This window comes from Paenarthrobacter sp. Y-19 (assembly GCF_029223985.1).
Classification (GTDB): domain Bacteria; phylum Actinomycetota; class Actinomycetes; order Actinomycetales; family Micrococcaceae; genus Arthrobacter; species Arthrobacter nicotinovorans.
The window spans coordinates 2,047,568-2,074,021 of record NZ_CP119414.1; the positions used below are offsets into that span (position 1 = coordinate 2,047,568).

The following is a 26,454-nucleotide window of genomic DNA, read 5'->3' on the forward strand; positions in this document are numbered from 1 at the left end:
AGGCGGTCAACCCGCAAGACTGCGGAAGTCGCCGTCGACCACGTCCGCATAACCGCGGTAAGCCTCGACGACGGCGGCCTCCACGGTGGTGACATCCAGATGCGGCACCAGATCATTGGCAGCGCCGGCAGTTGCCGGGTCCCACTCCAGGCCGAGTGCGCCGTAACTGGCTGTGAGCACGTCCCGGATGGGCCCGGAGTTTTCCACCACGATCACCGAACTGAACAACCAGCCGCCGGAGACCACCCGCTGGGCGGTGCCGATGAGCTTGATCCGGTGGGCGGGAAAATCAGGGTCCTCGCCGTGCACGCTGAACTCACCCGGGCAGTACTCCCCCGGGATCTCGCCGACGGCGGCATGGACGCCAACGCTGCGAAGGGCACTGGCCAGCAGCTCCCCGAACTCCGCGAAGCGCGCCTTTGCACGGACAATGGCGTCCGGATGCGGCTCGATGTGGTCTATCACCAGGCTGCCTTGGTGATACGCGGCAGCACGGCCGCCTGCCTTGCGTATGAGTGGTTCGAAGCCCAGCTCCCGGCAGGCTGTTTCCGCAGCGGCGAATCCCGGCAGGTTGGCGTCCCGCTGGCCGAACGCGACCGTGGGTTCGGGACGGTACAAGCGAAGGGAAGGGCCCAGCTGGCCACCGCGGGCACGCTTCAACAGTTCCAGGGCAAAATCGAGGTCGCCGGCAGCTCCGAGGGATTCCTGTTGCCGGTAAACCGTGAGCTGCTTGCGGGTTTCGGCGGCTGCCTGCATCAGCTTTTCCTCAGCGTCAGGATCTGCTCGGCCCTGCCGAAGGGCCCGTGGACGTCATGAAGGACCGTGGAGGTCAACCCGATTCCATCGGCGCCAAACGAGACCTTGTTGTCCAGGCCCAGCCATTCGCCGGAGGGCGAGCGATACATGTGGATCTGCAGGTCAACGTTCGGGAAGATGTAGCTGTCTTCGCCAGGCGGAACACGTGCCGCAATACCGTTGGCAGTATCCACGAGGCCCATCAGCCTGGCCAGGTCCGTGCTGTCCGCCTGGTCCGTCAGCGGATGGGACGTCCGGATCCAGACCTTTCCCGAACCGGGTCGGTGCCCCTCGGCAAGACGCATCTCCAGGGACCGGATATACCCGCCTGGCCAAACACTGGCACCATCCCAGGGCTTGCATTCGTCCGGGGCAGGCAGGGGTTCGTCCTCCACCGCCGCAACCGCGCTGGTATCGCTGGTGATCATCCGCCAGGCCGCAGCCCGAATGGCCACGCGACCGGCTGCTGAAAGTTCAGCCTGAATCAGTTCGATGGTCTTTCCCGGCCTCAGCGTCGAGGTGGTGACCTGAAACTCGCCACCGGGGATGAGGCCCAGGATTTCATAGCTGATCCGGGCAAGACGGACATCGTCCCTGGGCTCATACCGAACCAGGGCATCGGCGAGGATGCCCGAGGCCGGTGCCATGTGTTGTTCGTGCGGATTCCAGGCGCCTTGGGCGTGGATCGTCGAGCGGAAACGGCCATCACCCAATGATTCGTAGTAGAAATCACCGTCCGCCAGTTCCGGTAATGCAGTAGTCAATCCGAGCCTTTCGCCGATCCAGCAGTAGAACTCAGACCACTGTATCCGCTGATTTGCGTGCCGCCCGACGCCTGCGGATCACAACTACCCAGACAACCGCGGCAGCCACCACAACCAAGCCGATGGCCGCTCCAAGCGGCGATGTTGCGGCGACAGCCAGCCATGCCTCAAGCGCTGCGAGCCCAATGGTCGCATAGAGGAAAGCCCAGATCACCGATCCCGCTATGGCGGCCGGCAGGTAACGCCTCAGTGGCATGCGCGCCACTCCGGCGGCCAGGTTGATGGCCGTCTGCAGGCCGATGGTCAGGAAAGAAAGAACGACGGCGTAGGGTCCCCATCGCTGTATGAGGGCTTGGGCGCGGGCCGCTTTGGGCCGCTCCAGCGATGCGCCGAAACGGGTATGGGAAAAGCCGGCAACCGCCCCACGACCAATCCAGTACGTGACATTGACACGGATCATGACGATGGCGAACAGCGCTGCCAAGGCGACGCCGAAGGGCAAACTCATGATCTGGTCCACTCGACTTAGGCTACCCTAAGCCCGGGCGCTTCGAAGATTCGCTCACGGCAACAGCAGTAACGGAACCCTAGGATGGATCCATGGATCTCCATGAGGCCGCCCAGGAGCTGTACGCCGTGCTGCCTCGCGACTTCACCTCCGCACGAACGTCGTTGGTGCGCGCGGCCAAAGAAGACGGTAACAAGGAACTCGCACAAGAGATTGGCCGCCTGCCCAAGCCGGCCGCCGGCGCCTGGGCCATCAACATGCTGGCGGCCCACAGGCCGGAGGTGATTGACGGCGTCGTGCGTTTCGGCGCATCCCTGCGCGCCGCCCAGGAAGAATCGGATGCCGCGGCGTTCCGCGAACTCAGCCAGCAGCGGCAGGGGCAATTGACGTCCGCCGTCCACGCCGCAAAGGATCTTGCCGATGAATTGGGCGCGCCACTGAGCGCGGCCGCGGCATCGGACGTGGAACAAACGCTCAGGGCAGCCATGGCCGACGCCGGAGCCGCGCGGGCCGTAGGCACGGGGAGACTGGTGCGCGGGCTGAGCGGAAGTGGCTTCGAGTCCGTAGACCTGACGGACGCCGTCGCAGCGGCCTCTGCGGAGGACATCGCTGGCTCCGGCAGCGCGGCGGGGACCGAAGCAGGGCCGGCCGCGGAGCCAGTCCGGAAGAAAGCAGCTGCTGCCAAGGAAGCGGCAAACAAGGAAAAGGAACCGAAGGAACAAGCACCCAAGGAACAAGCAACTTCCCTGGCCGATCGCCGCGCGGCAAAACGTCAGGCTGCCTTGAAGCAGGCCCAGGACGAATTCCAGGCCGCCGACAGGGAGGCACAGGACGCCGAGAAGAAAGCTTCCGAGGCTTGGGAGGCCGTTAACGAACTGGCTCGCCGCCGCGCGGACGTCGAGGCGGAAATTGCCGAGGTGAAGAAACGCCTGGCGTCGCTGGAAGCCGACCTCATTGGCCTTGCGCGTGATGCGGACTCCGCGGAGTCCGGCAAGAAGCTCGCAGTCAGGACAGCAACCCAACTCCGACGCAGCGCAGACCAGGCCCAGCGCCGCGTCGACCGGCTTGGCTAGTCCTTCGCTTTCTTGCCCACCGTCTTGTCCAGGTCATGGGTTGCCGGCCCCTCAAGATATGTCCCTTCGGGCGTGAACCTTGAACCGTGAAGCGGGCAGTCCCATGATTTCTCGGCGTCGTTCCAGGTCAGCAGGCCGCCCAAGTGGGCACAGCTGGCGGAGACCATGCAGACCTTGCCGTCGACGGTGGAAACCGCGGCGGGTTCGCCTTTGTACAACCCGACGACGCCGGTCCCTTCGGGCGGATGCGTCTCGTCTGTAATTTCGGGGTTCTTCCTGACTTTCGCCTTATCTTCGATCATTCGTTTCGCGGTACTGGCGTTGAGCCTCACGGCTTGAAAGGCCCCTTGGGGTGACGTCACCCGGTGATGGATGGTGGTGGCCCAGTCGGACTGGCCACCCAGAATGTCAGAGGTGATGGACAATGCTGCGGCGACGCCGTTGCTCATCCCCCACTTGTTGTAGCCGGTGCCGAAGAAGATCCTTCCGCGCCCCCGGGGCAGCTTGCCGAAGAACGGCATGAGGTTGGTTGCCTGATAGTCCTGTGCCGACCACCTGTGGGTGACCTCGGCGCCGGGGTAGTGCTGGTTGGCCCATCCCAGCAGGTCATCGAGATGCGACTGCGGCGACATCGCGCGGCCCGCAGTGTGGCCGTATCCGCCAACCAGCAGCAACTCGCCGTCAGGAGCGGGATAGGTACGCTGGGACCGGGTGGGCGCGTCAATGGACAGGTACATCCCTTGGGGTATGTGGCCTGGCATGCGAAGGGCGGCCGCGTAGGAACGGTTGGGTTCCAGCTTGGCGAAGTACAGGCCGCGGTCAAGGATGGGCGTTCCCGTGGCCACCACAACAGTGTCGGCCGTAAACGTGCCCCGGCTGGTGGAAACCCCAAGGGGCAGTTCTGAGCCCACATTCCGGACCTGCACGCCTTCGACGATCAGGCCACCGTGTTCCCGGATATCAGTGGCGAGGGTCTCCAGGACATCCATGGGGTGGATCTGGGCCTGGTCTTCCAGCTCCAGCGCCTCCACAACCGGGAACGGCAATCCGGGATCGCGGCTGAAATGGACATCCAAACCCGCGTCCCGCGAAACGGCAGCTTCCTTCCGGAGCCGCTGGCCGCCGTCGTCCGTGGTGGCGAAGGTGACCGCGGTCCGGCGCTGGAAGGGGACGCCCTGCTGCTCCATGTACTGGGTGAGCCACGCCTGCCCCGTCTTGTTGGCTTCGACATAGGCCCGGACCACTTTGAGCGGATATTGGCCGCGCAGGGCCGACAACGCCCCACCTTGCAGGAGGCTCACTTTGCCCGTGGTGTTGCCGGTGGTCACCGCCCCCAAGGTGCGCGCCTCGAAGACCACCACGCGCTGACCGGAACGGGACAACAACAATGCCGCCACCATGCCCGTCAACCCGGCACCCACAACTATCGTGTCAAAGTGCTTTTCTTCGGGGACGGCATCGGATGCAAAGCGGGACTCCCTGTCCAACCACAGCGATTTCATGGATCGACCTGCCTCTCAATTCCGCTGGCACGCGGTAGGGAAACGCTAGGCCGGTCTCTGATGCTTATCAAGGGGTGGCAGCACCTGAGGCCAATGCCGCTGCTCGCCGAAGCTCAGGGTCGGGATCTTCAGCCCAGCGCTCCAGCACGCGTTCAGCGCGTTCCCTTGCCCGGCCTTCCAGCCGTGCCAGCAGCGGACCCACCACATCAGTGGCAAGCGGGTTCACCAGCTCCCTGGTGCCGGACTGCCTGATAAAGCCTTCGATCCGGGTGAGGTCTGTGTTAATGAGGACACCTACTTTGCTCTGCAGCAACACCACCGCGGCCAGACGGCGCTCAAAGACCGGCTGTTCCCACAATTCGGAGCTGAGCGCCGTGATCTCGTCATGGCCGAGGTTCTTGTAACGCTTCAGCGCATCCCGGATTGTCCCGCGAACGGCCCCCACGGAGGCGCCATACACTTTCAAGGCTTCGCCGAGACGCGCACTGGCCTCTTCTGCCCGCTCCCACGTCGATTCCATCTGCAGGGTGTAGTCCACGAATTCGCCAGCTTCACTCACCCGTCTATTTTGTCAGTGCCCGGTCTTAGCGTGATGACACCAGCAATCGACAGGAGCAACATGCCGTCCAAAGAGCTCGCAACCGAGGCCTCGTTTCCAGGCGTGCCGGCTGCGTCCTCCATGCCCGATTGGTACCCCACACTGCTCAACACCGTGGCCCGGGAAATCCGGGTGGGCAGGACCCGCGCCCAGGCCGCTGCCAACTCGGAGTTGCTGAACTCGTACTGGAGCATCGGACGCCAGCTCGCCGAGCGTGAATCCGAGCAAGGCTGGGGAGCAAAGGTGGTCACCCGCTTGTCCGCCGACATCCGCACCAGATTCCCTGAAGCCAAGGGCTTCTCCCCCAGGAACCTGCGCTACATGAAGAGCTTCGCCCAGGCATGGCCCGACTTTCCAATGTTGCAAGCGCCGCTTGCAACATTGCCCTGGTACCACCAGATCGCCTTGCTCGAAAAGCTCGACGACGCCGCAACGCGGCTTTGGTACGCAGCGGCGGCTGCCCGGCATGGCTGGTCGCGCAACGTGCTGACGCACCAGATCTCCACCCGCCTGCACGAGCGGTCAGGGCAAGCGATCACCAACTTCAAGGCCACCATGGTCCCCGCGGACTCGGACCTCGCCCAGCAGGCAACCAAGGACCCCTATGTCTTTGACTTCCTATCCATGACTGACCGTCACACCGAACGGGACCTGGAGCTGCAGTTGGTGAAGCACGTGGAGAAATTCCTTTTGGAACTGGGCCAGGGTTTTGCTTTTGTGGGCGAGCAGGTCCGGCTGGAGATTGCCGGCGACGAGTTCTTCGCCGACTTGCTGTTCTACCACCTGAAACTGCGCTGCTACATGGTGATCGAGCTGAAGGCCGTGAAGTTCGAGCCCGGCTTCCTCGGCCAGTTGGGTATGTACATGGCAGCGGTGGATGACCTCATGGCACACCCTGACGACAAACCCACGATCGGGTTGCTGTTGTGCAAGGAGAAAAACAGCGTCGTGGCCGAGTACGCCTTACGCGGCTTCAGCGCACCTGTGGGCATCGCGGAGTGGCGGACTTCCCTGGCCGACTCGTTGCCCGAGGAGTTGGTTGCGAGCCTGCCCAGCATTGAGGCCTTGGAAGCCGAGCTGGCAAGTGAGGCTGCCCGGCTACGGGGTTAGCCCGTCGGCTAATAATGTCGGTGCCTCCTGTCAAAGTAGGAACATGGGACGAAAGCCGGAGAGACCAGTGGGTGCAGGAGTCAGCGCCGCGCTGATGCCGGTTCCGTCTGACCGGGAGTTCCCCGCCGTTCCAGGCTCAGCCACTCCCAGCTCGATAAGCAGGGATCTGATCAACCAACTGCGGGTACTGGAAGACATGAAGTCGGCCATCTCGGGACTTCAGGCCAAAATCACTGTGGCCTTCGACCTTGCCCAACGCGCTGAGCAGGCTGAGGCCGGAGTCCCGGCTTCCGAGCGTGGCAAGGGTGTAGGCGCGCAAGTGGCGCTCGCCCGGCGGGAATCCCCAAACCGTGGCTCCCGACTCCTTGGCTTGGCCCGGGCATTGGTCACGGAGATGCCACACACCATGGCCGCCGTGGATGCGGGACTGTTGAATGAGTGGAGAGCCACCCTACTCGTCAAGGAGACCGCCTGCTTGTCCGTTGAGGATCGGGCGGCCGTGGATGAAGAGCTCGCGCCGGATACCGGAACCTTCGAAGGCGCCGGGGACAAGGCCATCATTGCCGCTGCTAAAGCCGCAGCCTATCGCCGTGATCCGCGTTCGGTAACCCAGCGGGCTGCCGCGAATGAGAGGACCGTGAGTCTGCGGCCGGCACCTGACACGATGACCATCCTGACCGCCCTGCTTCCGGTAGCCCAAGGCGTCGCAGCCTACGCGGCACTCACGCGGGCCGCCGACTCAGCCCGGTCCCGTCCTGGTGGTGAGCAACGCGGTCGGGGCCAAGTTATGGCCGACACCCTGGTTGAGCGGATCACCGGTTCATCCGCCGGCTATTCCGGGATTGACCTGCAGCTGGTGATGACAGACCGCACCCTCCTGGCCAACGACTCCGAACCGGCGCGGCTGACCGGCTATGGGGTTGTCCCCGCCCAGTGGGCCAGAGACCTTGTATCCACAACGAAGACCCTCGGCGATCCCGACAGTGATTTCCATGTTTGGCTTCGCCGCCTCTACACAGCCCCCGGCACCGGGGAGCTCATCGCCGAGGACTCGAGGTCCCGCTTCTTTCCGCAGGGAATGCGCCGCTTCATAGAGGTTCGTGACAACCTGTGCCGGACACCGTACTGCGACGCGCCCATTCGGCACATCGACCACATAGTCCCCTGGCGTCGTGGCGGATCCACCTCGTTGGACAACGGCGCCGGACTTTGCGAAGCCTGCAACCACACTAAAGAAAACCCGGGTTGGAGCAGCAAAACAGAGCCGGGCCGGAACGACACCGACTCCGTCCATACCTTGGAAGTCCGGACGCCCACCGGGCATAGCTACCGTTCCCAGGCTCCTCCCTTGCCGGGCCACCTGCGTGTCACGGCAGGTGGCACCTGAGCTGGCTACTCCCCTACAGGGAAAGCCACTCCTTCACCCACCACACGGAGGCAAAGTTCCGTGCCCGGCCTGGTGATCGACGCGTTCCAGTGCCGGATGGTAATGATCTCGCCACCGCCCGGGTAGCGATGGCTTTGGCCCTGCCCGGCCCCATCCAGGGCCGTGTAAGCGCCCAGCTTGATTCGCACCGTTGTTTCGGGGCCGAAGTAGTCGGTATCGACCACAACGCCACGGATCGGGCCATCCGGGGCAATCCGGATTTGTTCCGGGCGCAGCATGAGCTGGACCTTCCCCTGGGCCGGTGGTCGCCGGACGGCAATGCCACCGAGGGAACACGTCGCCAGGGAGCCCTCCATCCAAGCGTCGAGAATGACTGCTTCGCCCAGGAATTCTGCCGTGGCCCGGTCTGCCGGACGGGTGTACACCACGAAGGGGTTGCCGATCTGGGCCAGCCGCCCGCCACGCATGATGGCCACTTGGTCGGCGAAGGACAAGGCCTCGGCCTGATCGTGGGTGACCAGGATGGTGGTCACCCCTGCGGCGTTGAGAACTTTCGCCACGGCACGGCGGGTGGCCACCCTCAGGCCTGCGTCGAGGGCCGAGAAGGGCTCGTCCAGGAGCATCAGTTCCGGTTCGCGTGCCAGCGCACGGGCCAAGGCGACGCGTTGCTGTTGCCCGCCGGAGAGCTGATGCGGACGTCGCTTTGCCATGGCGGGGTCCAAGGAGACCATGTCCAACAGTTCTTCCACACGGGCCCGCACAGCCCGGCGGCCGCCGTCGAGCTTGCCGGCATCCAAACCGAAGGCGACGTTCTGTCCAACGGTCAGGTGCGGGAACAGTGCACCGTCCTGGGCAACGTACCCGACGTGGCGTTTATGCGCCGGGACCTTGACTCCTTCTCCCGCCACGGGAAGGCCGTTCAAGCTGATGGAACCGGTGTTCGGATGTTCGAAGCCCGCGATGAGCCGAAGCAACGTGGTTTTACCGGAGCCGGACGGGCCAACGATGGCGGTGGTCCCGCCGCGGGCGACCGAGAGGTTCACTCCTTTAAGGACAGCCTGGGAACCGAAATTCTTGGTGACCTCGGAAATGTCCAGGTGTGAGTTCGTGGTCGGGGCCACGGAGGGTGCCACCCGGGGCGACGGAAGTCGGGAAGGGGCTTGTTCTGTCACTGTCCGGCTACTTTCTTGGACTGTTGGAAAAGCAGGTACGTCATGGGAGCCGAGAGCAGGATCATCAGCAAGGCATAGGGAGCTGCCCCGGTGTAGTCGATCTCGCTGCTTTTGCTCCAGAATTCGGTGGCTAGGGTCCGTGTACCGTTGGGCGCCAGGAGCAGCGTGGCCGTCAGTTCATTGACAATGGCCAGGAATACCAGGGCCGCTCCCCCGGCCGCGGCCGGGGCCGTGAGCCGCAGCGTCACCTTGAAGAACGACACCAAGGGGGCCTTGCCCAGGGATTGCGCAGCTTCGTCGAGTTCCTTGGGAGCCTGCGCGAGGCCGGAGCGCAGGTTGACCAACGCCCGGGGAAGGAACAGCAACACGTAGGCCGCAACGAGGACTCCTGCCGTCTGGTAGACACCTGGCACCACCCGGATGCTGACGGTCACAAAGGCAAGGCCAACGACAATTCCCGGAAGGGAACTGGTGACGTAGTTGGAGAGTTCAAGCAGCTTGCTGAACCAGCTGGGGTGCCGGACAGCCAGATAAGCCATGGGGAAGGCAACCACAGTGGTCACAGCCGCTCCAACAGCCCCGTACAGGAGGGTCTGAAGAAGTGCCGGAAGGAATTCCTCCGCCTCCCAGACCTCGGCGCCTCCGGCCATCACCCACTTCAGGACAAACCAGAGCGGCAAACCGAATGCCAGCGCAGTGAGCGCCAAGAGGCTCAGTTGGGCCGGCAGCTGGTAACCACCCAGCGGCAGCTGCGTGGTCTTGCCTTGGGCACCCGATCCGATGCGTGCATAGCGCGCCGTTCCGCGGCTCTTCACTTCAGCAAGGAGCAGGAACAGGCAGAGCACCACCAGGACGCTGGCCAGCATGTTGCCGGCGGCACCGTTGAACGTCGACTGGAACTGGACCATGATCGCCGTCGTAAAGGTGTCGAAGCGGATCATGGCGAAGGCGCCGTACTCGGCCAGGAGGTGCAGTCCAACGAGCAGGGCCCCGCCCGTCATGGCAATGCGGAGCTGGGGCACGACCACCCGGAAGAACACTGCCCACGGGCCCAGCCCAAGGGAGGCGGCGGATTGCTCGATGGCCGGGTCCAGGCGGCCAAGCGTGGCAGCGGCGGGTATGTACACCAGCGGGAAGTAGGAAAGGGTCGCTATCAGCACCCCGGACCACAGCCCCTCAAGGGACGGCACGGCCGAAACCCAGGCGTAGCTGTTGACGAATGCAGGGATAGCCAACGGGGCAGCCAATGCAACGGCCCACCAGCGGCGCCCCCGGAGCGTTGTCCGCTCCACCAGCCACGCACCACCGACCCCCAGCAGCAAGCACAGCGGGATGGTGATGACGGTCAGCAGGATCGTGTTGAGCAGCAGCTCACCCACGCGCGGGCGGACGATGAGCTCGACGGCGGTGTCCCAGCCGGTCGCGACGGTCATGTAGACGACGTAGCCCAGCGGAAGAAGCGAAAACAGGGCTATCAGCACTGCCAGGATGGACACGGTGGAAACGCCGAAAGGCGGGCGAGGGCGTTTGCCCTTGCCCGCCGTCGTCGTGCTTTCCGTTCCTTGTGGTCGGGAAGCCGGGAGGTCGGTGATCACAGAACTAGAGGAGCCCTGCCTTGGTCATCAGCTCGGTGACCTTGGCGGAGTTCAGCTTGGCCGGGTCCACGGTGGGAGCCTGCAGGTCCTTGATCGGGACGAGCTTGGCGTTGGCATCCACCTGAGAGGCGATGGCGTATTCGAAGGACGTGCCGTTCTTCAGGACTTCCTGGCCTTGCTTGCCGGTGATGAACTTCAGGAATGCCTGGGCAGCGGCCGCGTTCTTGGCGGACTTGAGGACGCCGCCACCGGAGACGGAAAGGAAAGCTCCCGGGTCCTGGTTCTTGAAGAAGTACGGGGTGACGTTCTTTGAGTTTTCGCCGGTCTTGGCTTGGTCGCCGTAGTAGTAATAGTGGTAGATCAGCGCGGCGTCGACTTCACCGGCATTGACTGCCTTCATGGCCGTGCTGTTGCCCTTGTAGGCCTTGAAGTTTTCCTTCATGCCCTTGAGCCATTCCTCGGTTGCTGCTTCGCCCTTGAGCTCAAGCAGCGCGGCAACAATAGCCTGGAAGTCGGCGCCGGACGGCGACGCTGCCCACTTGCCCTTCCACTCCGGCTTGGCCAAATCGAGCATCGACTTGGGCAGCTGGTCGTCGCTGATCTTGTTCTTGTCGTACACCAGGACGGTGGAGCGGGCAGCGATGCCGGTCCACTTGCCGGTGGACGGACGGAATTCAGCGGGAACCTGGTCAAGGGTTGCCTTGTCCACGTCGGCGAAAAGCCCTGCGTTCTCTACCTGCGCCATTGCCGGAGAGTTCTCAGTCAGGAAGACGTCAGCCGGGGAAGCCTGGCCTTCCTGGACGATCTGGTTGGACAATTCCGTGTCCGAGCCCTGTCGGATGGTGACCTTAACGCCGGTCTCCTTGGTGAAGGCATCCACCCATTCCTTGGTCAGGGTGTCGTGCTGGGCGTTGTAGACGGTGATTTCACCGGAGACTGTGCCTCCGGAGGCGGAACCGGAAGAAGCGGGGGCACTGCCGGCGTTGGAGCCGCAGGCGCTGAGGCCAAGTGCTGCGGTTGCCGCGAGGGCGATTCCGGCCAGCGCTTTCTTGGGGATGTTCATTGGGGGACTTCTTTCTGCGAACAAAAACTCTTGGGGGACCTTCATCCGTGCAGGCCTGAGTGTTGGGAAGGCGCGCTTCTGTAAGAGTAGGTAAGGCTTGCCTACCTGCAAAGCCGGATGGCCTAAAAGTGATCAGTATCACCATAATTACGCAAGTCTTACATGACCTAATGCTTCAAACGCTTGGCGGTCACCGGGCCGCTCAGAGCACAAAAAAACTCGGGACCAGCCGCTTCCGCAGCTGATCCCGAGCAGATTTCCGATCACTTGGACGAACTAGAACTCCCAGTCCTCATCTTCCGTGTTGACGGCCTTGCCGATCACGTAGGAGGAGCCCGAGCCGGAGAAGAAGTCGTGGTTCTCGTCAGCGTTCGGGGACAGGGCCGACAGGATGGCCGGATTCACGTCGGTGACCGAAGCCGGGAACATGGCCTCGTAGCCAAGGTTCATGAGGGCCTTGTTGGCGTTGTAGTGCAGGAACTTCTTGACGTCCTCGGCCAGGCCGACACCGTCGTAGAGGTCGTGGGTGTACTGGACTTCGTTCTCGTACAGCTCAAAGAGCAGTTCGAAGGTGTAGTCCTTGATTTCCTGCTTGCGGGCCTCGGAAACCTTCTCCAAGCCCTTCTGGAACTTGTAGCCGATGTAGTAACCGTGCACGGCCTCGTCACGGATGATGAGGCGGATGAGGTCGGCCGTGTTCGTCAGCTTGGCGCGTGAAGACCAGTACATCGGGAGGTAGAAGCCCGAGTAGAACAGGAAGCTTTCCAGCAGTGTGGACGCCACCTTGCGCTTCAGGGGATCGTCACCCTGGTAGTAATCCATGACGATCTGCGCCTTCTTCTGCAGGTTCTCGTTTTCGAGCGACCAGCGGAAAGCGTCGTCAATCTCCTTGGTGGAGCACAGGGTGGAGAAGATGGACGAGTAGGACTTCGCGTGCACGGATTCCATGAAAGCGATGTTGGTGTACACGGCTTCTTCATGAGGAGTGATCGCATCCGGGATCAGCGAGACAGCGCCCACCGTGCCCTGGATGGTGTCCAGCAGGGTGAGGCCGGTGAAAACACGCATGGTGAGCTGCTGCTCATCCGGCGTGAGCGTGTGCCACGACTGGACGTCGTTGGACAGCGGCACCTTCTCCGGAAGCCAGAAGTTGTTGACCAGCCGGTTCCAGACTTCCACGTCCTTGTCGTCCTGGATCTTGTTCCAGTTGATGGCCTCGACGTGCGTCAGCAGCTTGACCTTTTCGGTCATTTCATCCCCTTTTAGCGTTGGGTTCTTAAGGTAAGCGCACGACGGCGGGTGGTGACCCGCCGTCGTGCTTTTCAGTTATGAGCGCGGCAACTGCCGCAATTTATCAACCGTTGAAGGTCGATCACAGCATGCAGCTGACGCAACCCTCAACCTCGGTCCCTTCCAGCGCGAGCTGGCGGAGACGGATGTAGTAGAGCGTCTTGATGCCCTTGCGCCATGCGTAGATCTGAGCCTTGTTGATGTCACGCGTGGTGGCGGTGTCCTTGAAGAACAGCGTCAGGGACAAACCCTGGTCCACGTGCTGCGTGGCAGCGGCGTAGGTGTCGATGATCTTCTCGTAGCCGATTTCATAGGCATCCTGGTAGTACTCCAGGTTGTCGTTGGTCAGGTACGGAGCCGGGTAGTAGACGCGGCCGATCTTGCCTTCCTTGCGGATTTCGATCTTGGCGGCCACCGGGTGGATCGACGAGGTGGAGTTGTTGATGTAGCTGATGGAACCGGTAGGCGGAACGGCCTGGAGGTTCTGGTTGTAGATACCGTGCTCCATGACGGATGCCTTCAGCTCGCGCCAGTCATCCTGGGTGGGGATGTGGTGGCCGGCGAAGAGCTCGCGGACACGCTCCGTTGCCGGAACCCATTCCTGCTCGGTGTACTTGTCGAAGAACTCGCCGCTTGCGTAGGTGGACTTCTCGAAACCGCCGAACTTCTGGCCGGTCTCGATGGCCAGGCGGTTGGACGCGCGCAGGGCGTGGAACAGCACCGTGTAGAAGTAGATGTTGGTGAAGTCCAGGCCCTCTTCGGAACCGTAGTGGACGTGCTCACGGGCAAGGTAGCCGTGGAGGTTCATCTGGCCGAGGCCAATCGCGTGGCTCTGGGCGTTGCCCTGGGCGATCGAAGGCACCGAGTTGATGTACGACATGTCCGACACAGCGCTGAGGGCGCGGATGGACGTCTCGATGGAAAGACCGAAGTCCGGCGAATCCATGGTCTTGGCAATGTTCATCGAGCCCAGGTTGCAGGAGATGTCCTTGCCGACGGTCTCGTAGCTGAGGTCCTCGGCGTAGATGGACGGCGAGGAAACCTGCAGGATCTCCGAGCACAGGTTGCTCATGGTGATCTTGCCGTCGATCGGGTTGGCCCGGTTCACGGTGTCCTCGAACATGATGTACGGGTAGCCGGACTCGAACTGGATCTCCGCGAGGGTCTGGAAGAACTCGCGGGCGCTGATCTTGGTCTTCTTGATCCGGGAATCGTCGACCATCTCGTAGTACTTCTCGGTTACCGAGATGTCGGAGAACGGAACACCGTAAACCTTCTCGACGTCGTACGGCGAGAAGAGGTACATGTCCTCGTTCTTCTTTGCGAGCTCGAACGTGATATCCGGAACGACGACGCCCAAGGAGAGCGTCTTGATGCGGATCTTCTCGTCAGCGTTCTCGCGCTTGGTGTCCAGGAAGCGGTGGATGTCCGGGTGGTGCGCGTGCAGGTACACGGCACCTGCACCCTGGCGGGCGCCGAGCTGGTTGGCGTAGGAGAAGCTGTCTTCGAGGAGCTTCATGACGGGGATGACACCGGAGGACTGGTTTTCGATCTGCTTGATCGGGGCACCGTGCTCACGGATGTTGGTGAGCGAGAGTGCTACACCGCCGCCACGCTTGGACAGCTGAAGGGCGGAGTTGATGGCGCGGGCGATCGACTCCATGTTGTCTTCGATGCGGAGCAGGAAGCAGGAGACGAGCTCGCCACGCTGGGCCTTGCCGGCGTTCAGGAACGTCGGGGTAGCAGGCTGGAAGCGGCCGTCGATGATTTCGTCGACGAGGCGGTTGGCCAGCTCTTCATTGCCGCGGGCAAGGTGCAGGGCAACCATGCAGACACGGTCCTCGTAGCGCTCCAGGAAACGCTTGCCGTCAAAAGTCTTCAGCGTGTAGGACGTGTAGAACTTGAACGCGCCAAGGAAGGTCTCGAAGCGGAACTTCTTCTTGTATGCGCGGTTGAAGAGCTCGCGGATGAAGTTCATCGTGTACTGGTCGAGGGTCTCGCGCTCGTAGTACTGGTTCTTGACCAGGTAGTCGAGCTTCTCTTCGAGATCGTGGAAGAACACGGTGTTGTTGTTCACGTGCTGCAGGAAGTACTGGTGCGCAGCTTCGCGGTCGGCTTCGAACTGGATCTCACCGTTCGGACCATACAGATTGAGCATGGCGTTGAGCTCGTGATAGCCCAGACCCTTATAGGCCTCAGGCAGCGGCTTCTTGGCCGTGTCCACAGCGCCCCCGGTTACTTCTGTTTCTGCGACAGTTGTGTCCAAAACTTTTCCAGCCCTTCGTTGACCCGTTGGACGTCTTCCGGCGTCCCCATGAGTTCAAATTTGTAAAGATGCGGCACTTTGCATTTCACGGAGATGATGTCTCCGGCTGCGCAGTAGTTGTCCGCGAAATTGGTGTTCCCTGCTCCGATAACACCGCGGATCAGTTCCCTGTTCCGGGGATCGTTCAGAAACCTGATGACCTGCTTCGGTACGGAACCTTCACCGTTGGTACCTCCATACGTCGGAAGTACCAGGACGAAGGGCTCCAGTGCCTGAAGCGGAGCGTCCTGGGCATAAAGCGGGATGCGGGCTGCGTCCCTGCCCAGTTTTTGGACGAATCGTTTGGTGTTCTCCGAGGTTGAGGAAAAGTAGATGAGGTGACTCCTCGTGGTGACAGCTTCCACAGCTCTGCGTGCGGTAGCCGCGGCCAGCGGTGCCATGGGAGTCACCTCAACTACATAGGAATTCTTGGTGTGGCGTGGTGGCGAAGTTTGAATGGAAACTTAGGCCACGGAGGAAACGGCCTGGGCCAGTTCCTCGATCTTGTCCGGGCGGAATCCGGACCAGTGGTCCTGCTCGGTTACGACAACCGGGGCCTGCATGTAACCCAGTGCCTTGAGGCGTTCAAGGGCCTCGGCGTCCTGGGAGATATCGACACTCTGGTAGGCGATGCCCTTCTTGTCGAGTGCCCGGTAGGTTGCGTTGCACTGAACACAGGCCGGCTTCGTGTAAACCGTTACGGTCATGATCCCTGTCCCCTAAGTTGAAGTCTGATTCTCTTCGTATCTGGCGGGCTCAACCGGAACTAACTACTGAATCCGATACCGGCCCGCAGGCTGCCGTGACAGCCAACACGCTCTTATTTAGTCTTGTGCTGGTTTCCCGCTCAATCCGTAAATCGATACTACATGTAGTGCAAGCGCCTCGCCGGAACCCCAAGATGATGTATTACAAGTATGTCATTCAATCCACCGCTCGTCCACAGGGCAAGGGGTTCAAAATGTCCGCAATTCCGCCAAACTGAGAGATGTCATCCACACCCTGTGGACTACTTAGCCACATTTAATCTTCAGCGTGTCGCCCCCGTCCGGCGTGTCGTGACACTTTGAAAATGTGGCGTGGCGAACAGCTAAAATCTGCTGATGGTCAACCTTCTCCACCTCCGGACGCTGATGGAGGTAACCCGGCTGGGTTCCTTCGCAGCCGCCGCCGCCCAACTGGGCTACACAGCCTCGGCAGTCTCCCAACAGATGGCCGCGCTGGAACGCGATACCGGCGTCGAGCTCTTCCAGCGCTCAGCACGAAGCGTGGTGCCGACGGAAGCCGCAGTGACCATGACGCGGCACGCCTCGAAGGTGCTGACAGACGTGGAAGCCCTCATGGCTGCAGCGTCCCGGACCAACGACTCCCCCGCCCAGGAACTGCGCCTGGGCATCTTCCCCAGCCTGGCAACCTATGTCTTGCCGGACATCCTCAGGAATGAAAGATGGAACGGGCTGGGCATCGAACTCAAAGTGTCCGTAGCCGAACCGGCGCAAACCATCCAGGGACTCCGGAGCGGTGGCGAGCTCGACGTGGCCCTCGTGTACCAGGTGGGACAGTCCGGTTTGGCGTGGCCGCATTCGCTCGAACGGCAGTGGATCGGCGACGACGACTTCCGCGTGGTCCTGCCGGCCTCCTGGAAAATCCGCGAGGATGCAGAGATCGAAGCCGCCCACCTCTCCGACATGCCGTGGATCGTCCACCACCCCGGCACCAGCGACGCATTGGTCATTGAGCGCCTGTTCGCCAGCTGCAACCTGCATCCCCGGGTGGTGGCCTACAGCGACGACTTCCACGCGAGCCTTGAAATGACCGCAGCGGGGCTTGGTGCCTCGCTGGTACCGGAACTGGCACTGCGGAACCGGCCGGCCGGCGTCGTGGTTCTTGATGTTCCGGACATCCGGCTGGCACGAAACGTCTTCGCCTTGTTGATCAACGAAAAGCGGACTGCCCAGGTGCAACTCTTCACCCAGCTACTGGCAGATACCCTCCGTGGCACGGCAGGCAAGAGCGGTCTCCACCCCCTGAAAACCACTCCTGTCAAGGGTCCGCAACGGCGCACGTGAAATATCCCCAAGTGCTGGAACGCACTGGATGTAGGGGTTAGATTGATCACATGGGCAAGGTAGCGAGCAAACATTTTGGGGAGATAGAGCTCAATCACGGGCGCGACCATTGCTTCGTCGCCAGACATGAGCTCGGCGGCAACCAGCTGGAACTGGACCTGAATGTCACCGCGCATGACCACTTCGACGAGGCGGCCCTGCGCAAGGTGGACTACCGTTTGCGTTTCCTGCCCGAACTGGTGGACCAGGTCCGAGAGATGATCGCCGACGAACTTGACCAGGACGGTACCAATCCCCAGCAGTTCCTGCATTTCCACTGTTCCCAGCTCAAAGAGGAACAGCTCGAGTCAGTCTTTGGTGTCCGCGACAAGGGCCAGCTCACCAATGATGTCTTCCTTAAAGCCCTCAAGCTCGGCCATGTGGCCATCTATCCCGGACAGCCCGAGCGCTATTTCGTCCTCGATTTCACCCTCGGCTCGCATTTCACGGACGAACTGCTGGTGGCCGCCGCGGACGAAGACGGCGTGGTGGATGACGAGATTTTGTGGGAGTAGCACGAGGCGTTTGACGCCCGACGGCGGGTAGGAGCCGATGGCAGTTTGACGACACCGGTCCTGCGGATGGTGAATCCTCGACGCCGGATCGGTCACCAGGGCTTCTCCACACCGGTACTGTCGTCGGGTCCGCGCAGATACTCGTCACGCTCCTGGCCCTCTCCCCGCTCGAGTTGGGCCTTCCGGGCACTCTCTTCGAGCTGCTGGAGTTGCTTGTCCTGCGGCGGCGCGGACGATTGCGGCGTGGACTGTTGCGGTGCGTTGTCCTTCGACTCGTCGCCTCGGTCCTTCTGTCCGTTAAGCCGGTCCCTGGCTGCCGCAAGGGCGTCCCCCTCCCCCGCCGCATTCGCAGGTCCGGGCTGCTGGCATTGGGCGGGCGCTGCGTCGATCACCGCCAAGGCTTCGCGGACAAGCCTGTCCTTGGCCTGCGGATCAGGTGCCGAATCCGCAAGCTTCTCCACACTCAGCACGAGGTTCACGCGGATCCTGCACTCGTCCACTCCGCCGCCGGCCCTCAACGCAGCCTCGAAGTCCGCCCGTGCAGCAGCAAAGTCGCCGGCCAGGACCCTTGCATCTCCGGAAGCGAACGGGGCCTTATGGGATTCAAGCACGTTGGCCACCCCAAGCCACGATGCCGCCTGCGCCACCCCGCCCTGCTTTCCTGCAGTGAAGGAGCTTTCCGCCGCGCCACCCAATATGCCCACGCTCAGGAGTTTCGCAGCGACTGCGAGCGCCAGGAGGGCAACAGGAGCCGACCAGAGCGCGAGGCGACGGTTTCGGCGTCGTGGATTCATGGCGGTCATCAGCTTTGCTCTTTCGACTGCGGACTCCGGGCCGCCCGAAGCGCGCCCAGGTGCCTGAATGGTTCCGGGAGGGCCAGGACGAAAGCCGCCAGTGCGAGCAACCAGTAGAGCTCGATCCTGCCCGGCACATCCGCGTCACCCGCGGAGACAGCTCCGGGCTGCGCTTTTTCGAGCATGTCGGATACGGGTCCGGTGCCGGTCCGGTGGGTGTAGGGGACATTCAGTTGACCTGCGATGGTGCGCAGTTGCGTTTCGTCGATCGTCGAGATCGCGTCCTGGCCTCCGCCGGAGCTCCGATCCTTCACGTAGGTGGGGGCGCTCTTTGAGGAGTCCTTCATGCGCCCTCCAGCGGCAGTCCCATATCCAAGGACTGCTCCCCCGGCCACGTTGGCTCCATCCATGGGCGACGGAGCCGTATTACTGGTGTTCTCGCCGTCGCCTGCATAGAAGACCAGGGCTGGCCGCCCCGGGTGCTGTTCCTGCGCGGCGGCGAGCCTTTCCTTGAGGAGTTGACCGGCTCCGCTCACGCTGCTGCCCTTGGCGTAGCGGGGATTCTGGGGCTGGAGCGTAGCCATGCTGGTTTGCAGTGCACTGGCATCCTGGGACAACGGCATGCGGACGGTGGCTTTGTCATCGAAGGTGATCAGGGAGAATTTGGCTCCGGCGAGCTCCTCTGCGATCGCCATGACGTCCTGGCGGACTCCCGCCAGCCGGGTGCCGGTTCCGTTGTAGTCTTCGGCTGCCATGCTGGTGCTGCTGTCCACGACAAAGAAGACGTCCAGGTCCGCGGACGTGGTGTTGGCCTGCCCGCCGGCCCAGCCCGGCCGCAGGGCGGCAAGCAGGAGGAGCACGACGACGACGCACCGGATCACCGCCTGGCGCACGGCGCGCCGTGACCGGCTTTGCACCGGGCTGCCGCCGTTGTGCCTGATAAGGGGGAAGGCCGTCCAGACAGTGAACGCGATGGCGCCCAGGCCGAGGGCTGCGAGGACAGGCCAGGGCAGGATCGGGGCCAAGGTCAGGGCGTTGTTCATCATCGATCGAGCCTCCTTCCCAGTACCAGCATTCCCAGCCCGGCCAACAGCGCGACGCCCAGGGGCCAGGCGGGTGCATCGGCAACAACGGAGCGCGGGGCCGACAAGTAGGCGGTGGCCTCGGTCTCCTGGACCTGCCGGACGATACGCGGCACGGCATCTGGGCTATCCAGGGTGGAATAGGTGCCGCCTGTCGCCTCCGCGGTCGCCTTGAGTTGCGCACCAGGTTGTCCGGAATCATCCCCGTAGTCCATGTCGCTGGGATTGAGGGCGTGAACCTTCACGTTCTTGCCGGCGGCCAAGGCGCCCGCTTCGGACAGGGAGAAGATCGACGCACCGGAAACAAAGTTATCGGTGGCTAGCACCACGGACCGCGAGCGCTTGGTGTCCTCCGCGGTGACGCCATTGCCGGCTGTGTCCGGGAAGCTCTGGACACAGGAGGCGAGTCCATCACCGATGAGTGATGAGCCTTCCCCGTTCCAGGTGCCGTCGAAGAACGAGCCCGCACCGTCCGCCAAGGCTTTTTCGGCTTGGGTGAGCTGCTCCTCGGCATAGTCGTAATCATCGGTGAGGGGAAACAGCTGGACACTGCTGCTGTCGAAGATGACCATGCCGATCCTCTCCCCGTCGAACTCCTTGGCGAGGTCCTTGAACACAGCTGCCAAGGCCGCATCGGTGCTGGTCATTGATCCGGAGACATCCAGACACAGGACGATGTCCCTGTTGCGGATCTCCGGTTGTTCGGTGGAGCGCTGGGCCGGGCGGGCGGCAGTGATCGCCGCTGCTGCCAGGAACAGGCCTGCCAACAGTGCGGCGAGGACCAGCCGGACCCGGTAGCGGCGGAGGGCATGCCGGTATTCGGGCAGGCCGATGAGCCGGTCGCCATGGGCAATAGCCCGGGTCAGCACTGGCCGCCGGCGCCGGAGGTACAGCAGGGTACTGACCGCCACCGCTGCGGCTGCCAGCGGCAGGATCCACCAGTAGGTCAGTTCCATGCCTGAACCACCTGGCGGGCAATATCGGCAGAGTGGGTTACTGATTGAACCGGCAGGGCCGAAAATTCACTGGGATAGATTTCCGCGATCCCGTCGGCCAGGCCATGCAAGCCCTGACGGCGCAGCTCAGCCAGGGTCATTGAGGTGACGGGCAGTGCTGTGGCAGCTCCCGCGAACTCCCTCACGAGGAAGCTGAGCCTCTGGTGGGCGTCGCGCACCGGCACCCGCCCGGCGTCGGCATCCCTTGCGGTTGCCTCTATCGCGTCCAGGCAGGATGACCGCAGTGCTTCCAGGTCCGGTTGTCCACCCGTCTGCCCGGCGGGCCCGGGTGCCCGTCGTGGCCGGAAAAGCCATCCGTACCATCCTGCGACCAGCACAAGGAGGAGGATCCCCAGCCACATCCACTGGGCTTGGTATTGAAGTGGTGCGTAGAACGTGGTTTCAGCCGGCACCCTGACCCCTTTTCGGCCCGCCCCGGGAAGCGAGTGCTCCCTGACGGTGCTTTTCCAGAAGGGCGAAGACCGTCGTGACGACGTCATCGCTGCCGGTGGTTTGTTGTTCGGCGATACCCAAGCGGCGGAAAAGGTCCCTGCGCTGGTCCGCACGCTGGGTCATCGCCCGCTTGTAAGCGGCCCGTACTGCCCGGTCTGCGGCAAGCGGGAGCGGTATGCCGGAGCCGGTACCGATGTCCATACTGTCCTCTTGACCCGGTGCGTCCGGCCCTGGTGCGAGGTCGGCGTCGCGGACCGTGAGCCAAAGAAGTTCATGCCGTGCCCGTAGCCTGCGCATCAGGTCCGCGGTACGGGCATCAGGCAGAACCTCGTCGGCAACAACCACCACCAGCATCCGTCCTTTGATGAACCGCAGGACGTAGTCCAACTGCTCTGCTATGTCACTGGGACGGGCGTCCGGACTGATGCTTGAGTCGATCTCCCGCAGCAGCCTCTCCAGATGTTCCTCGCCGCTTTTGGGAGGCCTGTACCGGGAGCCGCCCGCATTTCCGTGCACGAGGCCTACGTCGTCGCCGTGACGGCAGGCGAGGTACCCAATGACTCCCGCCGCATGAACAGCGATGTCCTTTTTGTTTTCCCCGGAAAGAGCTTCTGCTGCCATGTTCCTGCCGGTGTCCACCAGCAACAGCACTGAGTGGCGTCGAATGGCCACGTAGCGCTTGACGAGGGGCGAGCCATGCCGTGCTGTGGCTTTCCAGTCAATGTCCCTGACTTCGTCGCCGGGGACGTAGGTGCGCAGCTCATCGAAATCCAGGCTTCGGCCTTTGAAAACCGAACCGTACTCGCCGTCGAGCAGGGTGAGGGTCCTGCGGTGGGCGAAGATAAACATCTTCGACTTAACGCGTCTGATGAGGCTGGGCACCTGCCGCCCCGTTACGGCGTCTGGACGGACGCCAGGACGGCATCGATGACGGTCTCCACGGCAACGCCCTCCACGACGGCGTCGAAGCCGAGGATGATGCGGTGGCGCAGGACGCGGTGGGCGAGGTTCTTCACGTCCTCGGGGATGACGTGGTCGCGTCCATTGAGCAGGGCCAAGGCCCGTGCCGCCTGGCTGAAGGCGATACTGGCCCGTGGGCTGGCCCCGAACTCCACGAGGTTGGCAAGGTGGGGTTCCAGGTACTGTGACGCGTTGCGGGTGACATAGGCCAGACCAACGATGTACCGGACGATGGCCGGGTCGATGTAAACGCGGCGGACGAGTTCCTGGACCTGAACCACCGCATCGAGGGACGCGGCCGCCGGCGGTTTCTGCCCGGCACTGAACACGCCGGCGTCGATCCGGCGGATGACCTCGGCTTCTTCGGCAGGGCTGGGATAGTCCAGGACATCCTTGAGCATGAACCTGTCCATCTGCGCTTCGGGAAGGCGGTAGGTGCCCTCCTGCTCAATCGGGTTTTGCGTAGCGAGCACCAGGAACGGCTGCGGCAGCGGATAGGACTCCCCGCCGATCGAGGTCTGCCGTTCCTGCATGGCCTCGAGCATGGCACTTTGGGTTTTCGCGCTGGATCGGTTGATCTCATCCAGCAGGACGATGTTGGCGTGGACCGGCCCCAGCTGCGTGACGAAGGTGCCCTTGGCGGCGTCGAAAATCTGGGTTCCCGCGATGTCGCTGGGAAGCAGGTCCGGGGTGCACTGGATCCGGCGGAAGTCGGCACTGACCGATTCCGCGATGGCCTGGGCTGCCGTGGTCTTGGCCAGTCCGGGAACGCTCTCCAACAGCACATGCCCGCCGGTGAGCAAGCCGATCACCAAGGTCTCCCGCAGCCGGGTTTGGCCCACTACCTTGTTTTCGAAGCTCCGGACTATGCTGCCCACTAGTTGCTGGGCGCGTGCCATGTCCGGTGCATCGATTCCGGCCGTGGCTGTGGTCTGGTGCACTGGGGTCCCCTCGCTGGCGTTATGAGTCGTGCCGCAAGCGGTGGGCTTTGTCTTTCCGCCTGCATCGGCCACTCTATCCAAACGGCCCCCGGTCGAGGCCGCAATGGGTACCCCTCCCCATGGGGGCGCCGGAGGTCTATCCTTTTGCCATGCATCAGCTACCAGCCGCCTATCAGAATTATCTGGCATCGCAGGACCAGCACGTCATCGATGCCGTACGTCCCGTTCTCCTCCAGTCAGCAGCCGACCAGCGGCACGGTGTCCGCATCACCTTCAACCGGGGACCTACTGGGCACCAGGCTCACGTGGACGAGTCAATTCCCTTCGGCGAGATCATCGAAGACATCGACTGAACCGTCGCAGTTACCCGCGGGTCAGCCCTTCATGGCCCCGGACATCGCAAACGAGTTCCCCATGCCCCGTGATACCACCGCGTAAAGAACCAACACCGGGACGGAATAGAGGATGGAGAACGCAGCCAGCTGGCCGTAGGCGATGGCGCCATGCTGGCCGAAGAAGCTGAAGATGGACACGGCCGCCGGTTGCTTTCCCGTGGACAGCAGCAGGATGAACGGGACGAAGAAGTTCCCCCACGCCTGGATGAACACAAAGATGAACACCACTCCAAGCCCCTGTCCCATGAGTGGCAGAACGATGGTCCGTAACGTCGTCAGGTTCGATGCCCCGTCCATCCACGCCGCCTCTTCCAATTCCAGGGGAACCGAGTCCATGAAGTTCTTGGCCATCCAGATCGCCATGGGCAACGTGGTGGTGGCCATGAAGAAGATGGTCGCAGCCATGGAGTCCAGGAGCTGCAATTGAACGAACAAGCCGTAGACCGGGACCATGATGGCGGTCACTGGCAGTGAAGTGCCGAACAGCACCGTGTACATGAAGGGCTTGTTGAACCGGGACTGGTATCTGGACAGCGGGTAGGCGGCCAAGACGGCTGCAAGTACGTTCACCAGGGCAGTACCGGCCGATAAGACGAAGCTGTTGAGCAGCGGACGGCCCAAGAGCTCCGGTGTCAGGACGGCGCTGAAGTTAATCATCGACGGCGCCGATGGCACCTTGGTCTGGTACCCCGCTTGAGGGTCGACGGCGGCCAGCACCAGCCACAGCAGCGGCGCCGCAAAGCACAGGCCAATCACCAGCAAAGCGACGTCGGCACCAAGCCTGGCCCTGGAGCCCTTCATGCGCGCCGCTCCCGCAGCAGCCACACGTACACCGCACCAAAGACCATTCCCAGCAGGATGAGGACCGATGCTACCGCTGTGCCATAACCGATGTCCCCGAACTTGAATGCTTCCTGGTAGGCGAGAACAGGCAAGGTTGTGCTGGCGTTGGCGGGTCCCCCCGCTGTCATTACCCAGATGAGGGTAAACACGGCCAGTGTCTGCAGGGTGATCAACATCAGATTGGTGGCGATGCTGTTCCTGATCAGCGGAAGGGTGATGAACGTGAGCCGCTGCCACCCCCGGGCACCATCCATGAGCGCGGCCTCGGAGACATCCCGGGGAACATTCCCCAGCGCTGCACGGTACACGAGCATGGAGAAGGCCGTACCGCGCCAGGTGTTGGCCAGGATGATGGCCACCAGCGGGAACGAATACAGCCAATCCAAGCCGTGGGTTCCCAGTGCAGCCAGTATCTGGTTCAAAGTGCCGTCGCGGTTGAAGTACGCGTATGCCGCGAACGCAGCCACGATTTCAGGGAGAACCCAGGCAGCCACCACGGCTGTGCCCACCCAGTCCGACACGGTTTTGCGTGAGCGTGTCATGAGCAGGGCGATCAGCAGGCCGAGGAGATTCTGGCCCAGCACGGCCGAAGCAGCAACGAAAACGACGGTGAGCCACGTAGCCATGGGAAAGGCGTCGTCGGTAAACATCCGGACGTAGTTCTCCGCGCCCACCCATTGCGGCTCCCTTGCCGCTTTTCCGGTCAGGGCCGCGTCCGTGAAGGAGGCGTAGAACGACCAGGCCACGGGAGCGAGCAGGAAAACCAGGAGGAGCAGAATGGCCGGGGCTACTGGCAGGAGCCGCGAGAGGCGGCGAATCTTCATCGCTGCAGGACCTTGTCCTCACCTACCAGTTTGCGGACAGTGGCATCGTACTCCGCGGCGGCCTCCTGGGGGCTCTGCCTGCCTGTGATGACCGATTCCGTGGCGACCTGGACAGCGGTGGAAATCCGCGGATAGTCAGCAGTTGCCGGCCTGTAGCGCGTCACGTCCACCAAGGCGGACACGTCCTTGACGAAAGGATTCGCTGCAAGATAACCCGCCTCAGCGGCCACGTCCGTTCGAACGGCGATCTGCGAGTTATTGATGTCGTACGCCAAGGCGTTTTTCTTGTTCAGCGCGGTGGCGAGGAACTGGAAGGAAAGATCGGGGCTCTTGGTCCCAGCACCCACAGCCAAGGTCCAACCTCCCGACATGCTGACGCTGCCTGGTTCCTGGCCCTTCTGGGTGGGGAAGGCGGCCACAGCCATGTCCTGTTCATAGCCGGCCCACTCGTATGCGCCGCCTTTTTTCCAGAACGACGGCGCGTAGGAACCTTCCACGGTGGCCGCCAGTTTGCCCTGCGGGAACCACTCTCCGAAGACTTTCTTCCAGACATTGGCATCCAGTGCTTCCGCAGGACTGACGGCGAGTTTCTCGTCATAGAGGGTCTTCAGGAACGCCAGGGAGTCAGTGAAACCCTGGGAACCGACCACCCACTTCCTTTGGTCCTCGTCGTAGAGGGTGCTGCCGGTCCCGTAGAGGAGCTCATAGAAGCTCTGCATCACTGTGCCTTCGCCCGTACCCTTGCCGGCGTACATGGTGAAGGGAATCACTGTGGAATCAGCGGCTTTGACCTTCCGGGCCATCGCCAGAATGTCGTCCCAGCTTTCCGGTTGCCACGGAACAGCAATCCCGGCCTTCTGCAGCACGGCTTTGTTGTACCAGATCGCACGCGTATCCGTGCCCAGCGGCACCGCGTAGATTCCCCCGTCGTCTGCACGGCCGGCCGCCTTCGCGGCTTCGCTGAATTTCGCCCAGTCTTCCCATTTCCCAAGGTAACTGTCCAACTTGAGCAAGTAGCCGGCGTCGACGTCGGAGCGCACTTTGAAGGTGTCTTCGTAGAAGACATCCGGTGCTGTGTCCGGGGACCGCTGCGCAAGGGCGAGTTTCGTCCCGTAGTCGTCATCGTTGGCCTGGATGGGCTGGAGGTCAACCATCACGCCGGAATTGGCCGCCTCGAATTCCTTCTTGGCATCCTGCATCACGGCATCGAGCGCTGTGAAGGCATCGGTTTTTTGGTACACGATCTTCAGGGTCGTTTTCCCGGCTGCGTCCGGCGTGGACGAACACGACGTCACCCCGGCAAGAATGGCAGCTACGGCAATTGCGGCCACCATCTTCATGGATCGCATGGTCTTCACTGGGCGCATGGTGCTCCAATCAGT

Annotated in this window: 27 protein-coding genes; 6 read left to right on the forward strand and 21 right to left on the reverse strand. The window is 62.6% G+C overall.

What is annotated here, in order from left to right:
- Positions 1–6: 6 nt before the first annotated feature.
- Genes PYR64_RS09450 through PYR64_RS09460 form a run of 3 tightly spaced genes read right to left on the reverse strand, consistent with a single transcriptional unit; the run spans position 7 to position 2,079 of the window.
- Positions 7–756, reverse strand: a complete 750-nt coding sequence (locus PYR64_RS09450; protein ID WP_018777782.1) for a lipoate--protein ligase A — start codon at positions 754–756, stop codon at positions 7–9.
- A complete protein-coding gene (locus PYR64_RS09455; RefSeq protein ID WP_189075498.1) occupies positions 756–1,559 on the reverse strand; it encodes a thioesterase family protein in 804 nt (267 codons plus the stop codon). Before PYR64_RS09455 ends, PYR64_RS09450 begins: the two co-directional genes overlap by 1 nt.
- A 31-nt stretch (positions 1,560–1,590) precedes the next feature.
- Positions 1,591–2,079 carry a VTT domain-containing protein gene (locus tag PYR64_RS09460; RefSeq protein ID WP_039241714.1) on the reverse strand — a complete coding sequence of 163 codons (489 nt, stop codon included), beginning with the start codon at positions 2,077–2,079 and terminating at the stop codon, positions 1,591–1,593.
- Positions 2,080–2,159: 80 nt separating this feature from the next.
- Here PYR64_RS09460 and PYR64_RS09465 point away from each other — a divergent pair, with 80 nt between their 5' ends.
- Positions 2,160–3,140, forward strand: coding sequence for a hypothetical protein (locus tag PYR64_RS09465; RefSeq protein ID WP_189075497.1), 981 nt, complete (start codon positions 2,160–2,162; stop codon positions 3,138–3,140).
- Here PYR64_RS09465 and PYR64_RS09470 read toward each other — a convergent pair.
- On the reverse strand, positions 3,137–4,642 hold the full coding sequence (locus PYR64_RS09470) for an FAD-dependent oxidoreductase (protein WP_189075496.1): 1,506 nt from the start codon (positions 4,640–4,642) through the stop codon (positions 3,137–3,139). The two genes, PYR64_RS09465 and PYR64_RS09470, sit on opposite strands and share 4 nt — an antisense overlap.
- 67 nt (positions 4,643–4,709) lie before the next feature.
- Positions 4,710–5,201 carry a DNA alkylation repair protein gene (locus PYR64_RS09475; RefSeq protein ID WP_039241721.1) on the reverse strand — a complete coding sequence of 164 codons (492 nt, stop codon included), beginning with the start codon at positions 5,199–5,201 and terminating at the stop codon, positions 4,710–4,712.
- Positions 5,202–5,261: 60 nt separating this feature from the next.
- Between PYR64_RS09475 and PYR64_RS09480 the strand changes: the two genes are divergently transcribed.
- Both PYR64_RS09480 and PYR64_RS09485 read left to right on the forward strand, forming a co-directional pair.
- Positions 5,262–6,350: a PDDEXK nuclease domain-containing protein gene (locus PYR64_RS09480; RefSeq protein ID WP_039241723.1), complete on the forward strand. Its 1,089-nt coding sequence runs from the start codon at positions 5,262–5,264 to the stop codon at positions 6,348–6,350.
- A gap of 94 nt (positions 6,351–6,444) precedes the next feature.
- Positions 6,445–7,737, forward strand: coding sequence for an HNH endonuclease signature motif containing protein (locus tag PYR64_RS09485; protein WP_189075758.1), 1,293 nt, complete (start codon positions 6,445–6,447; stop codon positions 7,735–7,737).
- Between the two features lie 5 nt (positions 7,738–7,742).
- On the opposite strand, the gene PYR64_RS09490 is transcribed toward PYR64_RS09485, so the two are convergent.
- From PYR64_RS09490 to nrdH, 7 genes are all read right to left on the reverse strand, one after another.
- The gene (locus PYR64_RS09490; RefSeq protein WP_055976093.1) at positions 7,743–8,858 is read right to left on the reverse strand and encodes an ABC transporter ATP-binding protein; all 1,116 of its coding nucleotides are present in this window, start codon (positions 8,856–8,858) and stop codon (positions 7,743–7,745) included.
- 47 nt (positions 8,859–8,905) lie between these two features.
- The gene (locus tag PYR64_RS09495) at positions 8,906–10,504 is read right to left on the reverse strand and encodes an iron ABC transporter permease (RefSeq protein WP_189075494.1); all 1,599 of its coding nucleotides are present in this window, start codon (positions 10,502–10,504) and stop codon (positions 8,906–8,908) included.
- A 4-nt stretch (positions 10,505–10,508) separates the two neighbouring features.
- Positions 10,509–11,567: an iron ABC transporter substrate-binding protein gene (locus tag PYR64_RS09500; RefSeq protein WP_039241728.1), complete on the reverse strand. Its 1,059-nt coding sequence runs from the start codon at positions 11,565–11,567 to the stop codon at positions 10,509–10,511.
- 276 nt (positions 11,568–11,843) lie between these two features.
- The gene (gene nrdF, locus PYR64_RS09505) at positions 11,844–12,818 is read right to left on the reverse strand and encodes a class 1b ribonucleoside-diphosphate reductase subunit beta (protein WP_011775019.1); all 975 of its coding nucleotides are present in this window, start codon (positions 12,816–12,818) and stop codon (positions 11,844–11,846) included.
- Between the two features lie 121 nt (positions 12,819–12,939).
- On the reverse strand, positions 12,940–15,081 hold the full coding sequence (nrdE, locus tag PYR64_RS09510) for a class 1b ribonucleoside-diphosphate reductase subunit alpha (protein ID WP_018777793.1): 2,142 nt from the start codon (positions 15,079–15,081) through the stop codon (positions 12,940–12,942).
- Positions 15,082–15,092: 11 nt separating this feature from the next.
- The gene (gene nrdI, locus PYR64_RS09515) at positions 15,093–15,563 is read right to left on the reverse strand and encodes a class Ib ribonucleoside-diphosphate reductase assembly flavoprotein NrdI (protein ID WP_018777794.1); all 471 of its coding nucleotides are present in this window, start codon (positions 15,561–15,563) and stop codon (positions 15,093–15,095) included.
- 63 nt (positions 15,564–15,626) lie between these two features.
- On the reverse strand, positions 15,627–15,869 hold the full coding sequence (gene nrdH / locus PYR64_RS09520) for a glutaredoxin-like protein NrdH (protein ID WP_011775022.1): 243 nt from the start codon (positions 15,867–15,869) through the stop codon (positions 15,627–15,629).
- 396 nt (positions 15,870–16,265) lie between these two features.
- Between nrdH and PYR64_RS09525 the strand changes: the two genes are divergently transcribed.
- Together PYR64_RS09525 and PYR64_RS09530 are read left to right on the forward strand one after the other, a co-directional pair.
- Positions 16,266–17,231 carry a LysR family transcriptional regulator gene (locus PYR64_RS09525; protein ID WP_018777795.1) on the forward strand — a complete coding sequence of 322 codons (966 nt, stop codon included), beginning with the start codon at positions 16,266–16,268 and terminating at the stop codon, positions 17,229–17,231.
- A gap of 50 nt (positions 17,232–17,281) precedes the next feature.
- A complete protein-coding gene (locus PYR64_RS09530) occupies positions 17,282–17,785 on the forward strand; it encodes a DUF2004 domain-containing protein (RefSeq protein WP_079582192.1) in 504 nt (167 codons plus the stop codon).
- 92 nt (positions 17,786–17,877) lie between these two features.
- Here PYR64_RS09530 and PYR64_RS09535 read toward each other — a convergent pair whose 3' ends face one another.
- The 6 genes from PYR64_RS09535 to PYR64_RS09560 are packed head-to-tail and all read right to left on the reverse strand — an operon-like array spanning position 17,878 to position 23,010.
- Positions 17,878–18,588, reverse strand: coding sequence for a hypothetical protein (locus PYR64_RS09535; RefSeq protein WP_275779572.1), 711 nt, complete (start codon positions 18,586–18,588; stop codon positions 17,878–17,880).
- Positions 18,588–19,625 (reverse strand): VWA domain-containing protein, encoded by a 1,038-nt coding sequence (locus PYR64_RS09540; protein ID WP_110504713.1) that lies wholly within the window; start codon positions 19,623–19,625, stop codon positions 18,588–18,590. The genes PYR64_RS09535 and PYR64_RS09540 overlap by 1 nt, the downstream gene beginning before the upstream one ends.
- On the reverse strand, positions 19,622–20,617 hold the full coding sequence (locus PYR64_RS09545) for a VWA domain-containing protein (RefSeq protein ID WP_018777799.1): 996 nt from the start codon (positions 20,615–20,617) through the stop codon (positions 19,622–19,624). The genes PYR64_RS09540 and PYR64_RS09545 overlap by 4 nt, the downstream gene beginning before the upstream one ends.
- Positions 20,608–21,069, reverse strand: a complete 462-nt coding sequence (locus PYR64_RS09550; protein WP_275779574.1) for a hypothetical protein — start codon at positions 21,067–21,069, stop codon at positions 20,608–20,610. Before PYR64_RS09550 ends, PYR64_RS09545 begins: the two co-directional genes overlap by 10 nt.
- On the reverse strand, positions 21,059–21,991 hold the full coding sequence (locus tag PYR64_RS09555) for a DUF58 domain-containing protein (protein ID WP_026267173.1): 933 nt from the start codon (positions 21,989–21,991) through the stop codon (positions 21,059–21,061). Before PYR64_RS09555 ends, PYR64_RS09550 begins: the two co-directional genes overlap by 11 nt.
- Before the next feature lie 11 nt (positions 21,992–22,002).
- Positions 22,003–23,010, reverse strand: coding sequence for a MoxR family ATPase (locus PYR64_RS09560; RefSeq protein WP_018777802.1), 1,008 nt, complete (start codon positions 23,008–23,010; stop codon positions 22,003–22,005).
- 149 nt (positions 23,011–23,159) lie between these two features.
- Here PYR64_RS09560 and PYR64_RS09565 point away from each other — a divergent pair, with 149 nt between their 5' ends.
- Entirely contained in the window at positions 23,160–23,363 is a 204-nt protein-coding gene (locus PYR64_RS09565) for a hypothetical protein (protein WP_227453649.1), read from the forward strand.
- Between the two features lie 21 nt (positions 23,364–23,384).
- Here PYR64_RS09565 and PYR64_RS09570 read toward each other — a convergent pair whose 3' ends face one another.
- The 3 genes from PYR64_RS09570 to PYR64_RS09580 are packed head-to-tail and all read right to left on the reverse strand — an operon-like array spanning position 23,385 to position 26,439.
- Positions 23,385–24,206 carry a carbohydrate ABC transporter permease gene (locus PYR64_RS09570; protein WP_055976036.1) on the reverse strand — a complete coding sequence of 274 codons (822 nt, stop codon included), beginning with the start codon at positions 24,204–24,206 and terminating at the stop codon, positions 23,385–23,387.
- On the reverse strand, positions 24,203–25,072 hold the full coding sequence (locus PYR64_RS09575; protein WP_079582184.1) for a sugar ABC transporter permease: 870 nt from the start codon (positions 25,070–25,072) through the stop codon (positions 24,203–24,205). The genes PYR64_RS09570 and PYR64_RS09575 overlap by 4 nt, the downstream gene beginning before the upstream one ends.
- On the reverse strand, positions 25,069–26,439 hold the full coding sequence (locus PYR64_RS09580) for an extracellular solute-binding protein (protein WP_275779578.1): 1,371 nt from the start codon (positions 26,437–26,439) through the stop codon (positions 25,069–25,071). Before PYR64_RS09580 ends, PYR64_RS09575 begins: the two co-directional genes overlap by 4 nt.
- Positions 26,440–26,454 lie beyond the last annotated feature (15 nt).